At 53.4% G+C, this 5,776-nt stretch carries 7 protein-coding genes; all 7 read left to right on the forward strand.

Features of this window, described 5'->3' with window-relative positions; translation table 11 throughout:
- Nucleotides 1-91 precede the first annotated feature (91 nt).
- The 7 genes from MLC70_RS18025 to MLC70_RS18050 all read left to right on the forward strand — a co-directional run bounded on the left by MLC70_RS18025 (nucleotide 92) and on the right by MLC70_RS18050 (nucleotide 5,738).
- The gene (locus MLC70_RS18025) at nucleotides 92-661 is read left to right on the forward strand and encodes a TraE/TraK family type IV conjugative transfer system protein (protein WP_248185845.1); all 570 of its coding nucleotides are present in this window, start codon (nucleotides 92-94) and stop codon (nucleotides 659-661) included.
- Nucleotides 661-2,073 (forward strand): TraK domain-containing protein, encoded by a 1,413-nt coding sequence (locus MLC70_RS18030; RefSeq protein WP_248185847.1) that lies wholly within the window; start codon nucleotides 661-663, stop codon nucleotides 2,071-2,073. The genes MLC70_RS18025 and MLC70_RS18030 overlap by 1 nt, the downstream gene beginning before the upstream one ends.
- Complete coding sequence (locus MLC70_RS18035) at nucleotides 2,073-3,401, forward strand: TraB/VirB10 family protein (protein WP_248185849.1); 1,329 nt, start codon at nucleotides 2,073-2,075, stop codon at nucleotides 3,399-3,401. Before MLC70_RS18030 ends, MLC70_RS18035 begins: the two co-directional genes overlap by 1 nt.
- A gap of 155 nt (nucleotides 3,402-3,556) precedes the next feature.
- On the forward strand, nucleotides 3,557-4,330 hold the full coding sequence (locus tag MLC70_RS18040) for a thioredoxin domain-containing protein (protein WP_248185852.1): 774 nt from the start codon (nucleotides 3,557-3,559) through the stop codon (nucleotides 4,328-4,330).
- Entirely contained in the window at nucleotides 4,330-4,902 is a 573-nt protein-coding gene (gene traV / locus MLC70_RS18790; protein ID WP_427902116.1) for a type IV conjugative transfer system lipoprotein TraV, read from the forward strand. The genes MLC70_RS18040 and traV overlap by 1 nt, the downstream gene beginning before the upstream one ends.
- 11 nt (nucleotides 4,903-4,913) lie before the next feature.
- Nucleotides 4,914-5,246: a TraA family conjugative transfer protein gene (traA, locus tag MLC70_RS18045; protein ID WP_248185854.1), complete on the forward strand. Its 333-nt coding sequence runs from the start codon at nucleotides 4,914-4,916 to the stop codon at nucleotides 5,244-5,246.
- A 57-nt stretch (nucleotides 5,247-5,303) separates the two neighbouring features.
- On the forward strand, nucleotides 5,304-5,738 hold the full coding sequence (locus MLC70_RS18050; protein WP_248185857.1) for a TraC family protein: 435 nt from the start codon (nucleotides 5,304-5,306) through the stop codon (nucleotides 5,736-5,738).
- Nucleotides 5,739-5,776: the final 38 nt, after the last annotated feature.

Raw genomic sequence — 5,776 nt, forward strand, 5'->3', positions numbered from 1 at the left:
CACGGCCGAAAATGAGCGGTAATGGCAGTAACCCGCACAGTCTGCGAGACTTGCTGGGGACCTATGAGAAATCCGGGCTAAGGCCTGTTTTATGCTCTTATCCAAACTCCAAAACACCTGGTCGGGCGTACGGGCGGAAAATACGCTGTTTCGTTTTTCAATTCCGATCATGTCCGTTGCATTGCTTATTGCTGTTATCGCTTTGGCTTCGAAAGATCCGGTTGTTGTTGTTCAGCCGCCCAACATGAACGGAGCCTCAGAACTTCGTGTTAATGCGGCCAACCAGAAGTTTAAACAAGCCTACGCACTATATACCGTTTCGATGATGTCCAACGTTACTCCGGGGAACGCACCGTTTCTGGTGGACACGCTCTCGGACATTTTTGCGCCCCGCATATACAACGAGGTGAAAGCCGGGATCATGGATCAGGTCGACCTCATTACCGAAGACGGACTGTCGATATCGTTCTCGCCGCGAGGCAGCGATTACTGGCCTGATACAGATCGCGTGGTCGTTTATGGGACCCGAACGGTAAGAGGGCGGGATGAACAAGCTCTTACCAACGATGTGGTGTACGAGTTAACCGTCACAATTCAAAACTATCTACCTCAAGTTACCTTCATCGAGACGTATGAAGGTACACCACGTCGGGAGTCCTAATGCGTTTACATCGATTAACGGTTGCTGTCCGATCTCTGGTACCCACAGTCATCTTGGGTATGGTCGCCTTCAGTGCCTCACCCGCCGCCTTTGCGGACGATCCGCTTCTGGCCGAAAACGATTTACCAGGCATTCCAATCAGTATCACTCAAGGAGCGCGCCGCGAACTGCTATCCCCGAGTAATGGGGGGGCAAATGATACGGTGCGAGCGGAAAGACAGACGGTATCAACCGCTGCCCAGGAATCCGAACCTGTTTCGGACGCACCGGCTCAACAGATCTTGTCACCTGACCTGCCCGAACCGGCCATGGCCCCACCGCGAAATGATGATATCGGAATCGCCGGTGTCGATCCCGATGCACCGATTGTTGACCCCGACACAGGGCGGGTAAACCTCGAACTGTTGCGTCAGCGTTATGAAGGATCAAGGCCAGCGACCCAAACGGTTACGCCTCCGCAGCCCGCAGTGTCTACCGTTGAACAAACGGAAGAGGCGACGGTTTCTGAGGAAAACGGTCTCATGTCGCGCATGGAGCCGGGAATGTCGGAGTTGGACATCCCAAACCGAGCGCCTGAAAGACCGTCTATGTTAGACGAGGATCTATCCAGAATCGGTGCCCAGCTCGCGCAATCTGTGGCCAAAACCGTACAGCCAAGAACCAGTGCGCCGACGCCATCGAATCAAAAGCCCAAGGGTCCAACCACCCTTACTCTGATACCGGGTGTTAATCAGCTCGCTACGATAAGCCGCGGTCACCCGAACAGAGTCGTGACGCCATTTACGAATCCTGAAATACGAACCACGGCCACTGGCGCTGAAATATCAACGGCCGACTCCGTTGTCTACGTCGCCACAGATCAAGAGGGGCCCGTAACGCTCTATATCAGTGAGCGTGGTCAACCACGGCTGGCGGCGTCACTGACCCTCGTTCCTCAGCCGATTCCGCCACAGGAAATCGTCTTCAATTTCACGGATGACATCGCAAGAGACTTCAAGATTGCGAACCCTCGTGCAGAAGACTGGGAAACTCGCCAACCCTACGTTGACACCATTGTCGACCTGTTTCGTACGCTGGCAACCCAAGACCTGCCAAGCGGGTATTCATTGCGCAAGCCGCACGGGTCCGATGTGATTACCTGTTTCGGAGGTCAGCATGTGGCGTTCGAGCTAGGGCAGGTCGTGGAAGGACACAACATTGAGGTACAGATTCTAAGAGCGACCAATGTGTCCGATGTCACCGTCGAGGTCATTGGACACCAGTGTTCTGGTAATGCTGTCATGGCGGCCGCCGAATGGCCTCATTCAATTTTGTCGCCTGGTCAAAGCACCGAAATGTACGTAGCCAAGCATCGTCTTGAGCGTATTACGCCAGAGATTCGGAGACCTTCACTAATAGGAGACCGCCCCTGATGAGCATGAAATCGTTTTGGGCGGATCTGGACGCCAAACACAAACGGATGGCAATGCTCGGTGGTGGTGGTGCCTTGCTTGTTCTTATCCTTGCGAATTTCCTTTTTGTGGACGCGCCAGAGCGAAAGCCCGAAGTACAGAAATCGAGCGTTAACTTGGCTGGAGATAACACGGATCGTTTGGGTGTGGATGCGTTAGCGGCCCGCATTCGCTCCATGGAAGCCAGCAATGAAACCTTGGATAAACAGGTTCGCAAACTTGAAGAAACGAACGCGAAGCTTAGAACGGACCTGCAAAACAAGGTAGATGGAGACACGGTCGCACGCAACTACGAACAGCAGATGAAAATCCTATCGGATCGTCTGGCCGCTCAAACCGAACAGATTCAATCGTTGCGCCGTCAACAAGCTCAGATCGCGCAGAACCCCGCCACGGTCCAAGATCAGACGTTTGATTCCGGGGCCGGAGGTGGTATCCGTGGACCCATGGCTGGTGCTAATGGCTCTATTTGGGACAACCGCGATCTCTTCCAGGTTCCCGAGGACCGCCGGTATGCAGGCGCTCGACAAGGTGCTACAGCGCCACGTGATCAGGATTCCGAAGAGGGCGAGACAAAGCCGAAAGGACCGATGATGCGGGTCATCGTGGATGAGTCAAAACCGGTGGATGAGGAGCCTGACGCAGACATTGAAACTCAGTTTCTACCTGCAGGCTCGATCGTTAGTGGGCGGTTGATTACAGGCATTGACGCGCCCACGAGCACAACCAGTCGAGACAATCCGCACCCAGCATTGCTTGAGATCAGCAAAGAAGCCATTCTGCCTAACCGTTTTCGCGCTGACTTCAAATCCTGCTTTTTAATCATCGGTGGATACGGTGACATGTCTTCAGAGCGCGCCTATCTGAGGTCTGAAACCGTCAGTTGTGTTAATAATGATGGTCGGTCAGTAGAACAGCCAATTGAAGCGTTCGCCGTAGGGGAAGATGGTAAAGCGGGTGTTCGCGGAAGGCTGGTTACAAAGAATGGTCAGTTACTGGCTCGAAGCGTCATGGCTGGCTTTTTGAGTTCTGCTTCAGAGGTCTTTTCGTCAAGTCCAGTACCGACAATCTCGACCCAAGCGAGCGATACAACCCCCTTCCAAAGCGCTCTGTCATCAGAGGCTGCGCAAGCATCAGCTCTTCAAGGTGCCGGTACGGCGATGGAGAGAATTGCGGATTACTATATGTCGATGGCCGAACAGATTTTTCCGATCCTGGAGGTGGACGCAGGCCGGCGCATAGAAATGGTCATTACGCGAGGTAGCGAGATCGCCTTCGTGAACGAATAGGCGATTAGCGTTGCCAATGAACCCGGCAGAGATATCTGGCGGGTTTTTTTGTGTCCCCATTATGTGTGGCGTCGATTTTTGGCCCTGATTCTGTGAAGGGTCGCCAAGAAATACAAGTACCTTAATCAGCATCATGATATGAGGTAATCCGTTTGATGGGACACTTCCGCACCCTTTCTTCTACTTGTGCGCTTTTGGGTAGCTTGTTGTTGGGTTTTACAAGCAGCAACGCTCTTGCCCAAGATGCTGACATCGTAGAGCTGCCCATCAAAGGGCCGCTAAAAATGATCATGACGGATGCCGGTACCGCCGTCATTGTCAGCAGCGATGGGCGCTTTGTCTTGCCTGGACAATTTGTTGACCGCGCTGATGACGGCCAGGTTGTTGGTTCCATTGAGCAAGCTCGCGCACTTTATGGTCAGGCTGGCCACAACAACCCAATTACGGAAATTAAACCCGTCGAGCGTGGCTATGAAGACCAGCAGCCAGAGTATATGCGTGATGACGGGATGCCGAATGCGTCAGAGCTTCTGTCGTTCTCCATTGGAACTGGCCCTAAGGAAGTTTTCGTTTTCGTAGATCCCGAGTGTCCCTACTGCCACAAGGTTGTGCGGATGCAGGCGGAGTTAGGCGACCAATACACGTTCCACAATCTTCTCGTTCCATTGCTTGGCGCCACCAGCCAGTCAGTCGTAGCCGATATGGCATGCATGTCTGAGTCGGACCGAAAAGAGAGTTTTCTCAGTCAAAGCATGTCAGGACGGAAGACCCAGTCATGCGAAGAGCTTTCCCGCCAAAACGTTGAACGGCTGGCCATGGACCTTTCTATCGAGGCAGTGCCAACGATTATTGCGCCTTATGGCGGGATGGTTAGCGGCGCGCCCCGTTCTGTTAATCAATTGGTTGGGTTTTTGGAGAGTAAGCAGTGATGCGCGTTTTATTAACGGCACTGATGGCCGCCGGTACGCTGACGGGTTGTTCAAGTCTCGGTATCGGTGAATCCGATTACGGGTGTAAGGGTTATACGGAAGGGTATTCATGCCTGAGCGCTAGAGAGGTCTATGAGCTCAACTCATCCGGCGTAGCACCGAGTGATATCGAGCATCACGAAGGGCACGATCACACCGTCAGCTCAGCACCCATCCGGTCGAAAGAGGCGCGCCTGTCAGGAGCGTCAAGGTCCTCTTCGGTTACACAGCACAACACACAGACCGCTGTACCACAAACGCGCCCAACCGGCGCGATGTCACCGGGACAGTATATGGGCATTTCCCGGATAACACCGATCCGAACTCCGGCAAAGGTCATGCGAATCTGGGTTGATACCTACGAAGACGATGCGGGGGATCTACATACCCCCGGCATTGTTTATACCGAGGTCCAGGCGCGAAGCTGGCAGGTTGGCCAGCCTGCGCCTGTAAGAAGTCAGCGTATTCGAGCAACCAAACCGCTGGCTTTGCCAGCTAACTCACCCCCGCAAATGTCCACTGAAACGCAATGAAGGAGTTTGGTATGAAAACCACACTACAACGCTGGCAACAGCAACTGTATATGGCTGCAAAACGAGCCACCCGCTATACCCCGGCATTTTTGCTGCTGGCACTACCATCTATTGCCATGGCGTCCGGTGCGGGAGGCCGCGAATTTGACGATATCTGGGATACTCTGGAAGGCTGGGTTCAAGGTACTCTGGGCCGCATCATTGCCCTGGTCATGGTTCTGGTCGGCATCGTATTCGGGATCGCGCGTCAGAACATCATGGCGTTTGTCATGGGTCCGGCGGCTGGTATTGGCCTGTTCTACGCACCCTCTGTCATTCAGAGCATCATGGGCGCATCTCTGTAAGATCTGCACTGGGGGCTTTGCCCCCTTTTGTCCTTTCCTCGTTAAGTGTATCCAAACATGTCTGAATTTCTTGCCTCGAGAGAAAAACTGGTACGGCATGAGTCTGTCAGTAACCTGTTTTCGGAACTGGCATACGACCCAGATAGCCAATTAATTTACTGCGAAGATGGCATGCTGGGGTTTGTGTTTCGCTGCAGCCCTATGTCTGCTGCGGACGACAGCGTAACGATGCAGTTGGCTGGTGTGCTTTCGCAGGATTGGCCAAAAGATTCCTACATGCAATGGCACCTGTTCTCCAGCCCGGACATTGCGCGCAATCTCAACAACATGATGCGATTGCGCAATTACACCGATGATCTGCTGTATGCGGCTGCGCTTGAACGCAGTGCGTTTCTAGAAAAAGGCCTTTCTTCTCCGCTGGGTGATGAGAACGCGCCACTGGTTAAAGATACGGTAAGCGCCAATAAATCCGCACCTGTGGCTGGCAACTGAATTTCGCCACACTGATTCCTGCTTTCAAATGAAGGAGG

This window comes from Marinobacter goseongensis (assembly GCF_023156235.1).
Lineage (GTDB): Bacteria > Pseudomonadota > Gammaproteobacteria > Pseudomonadales > Oleiphilaceae > Marinobacter > Marinobacter goseongensis.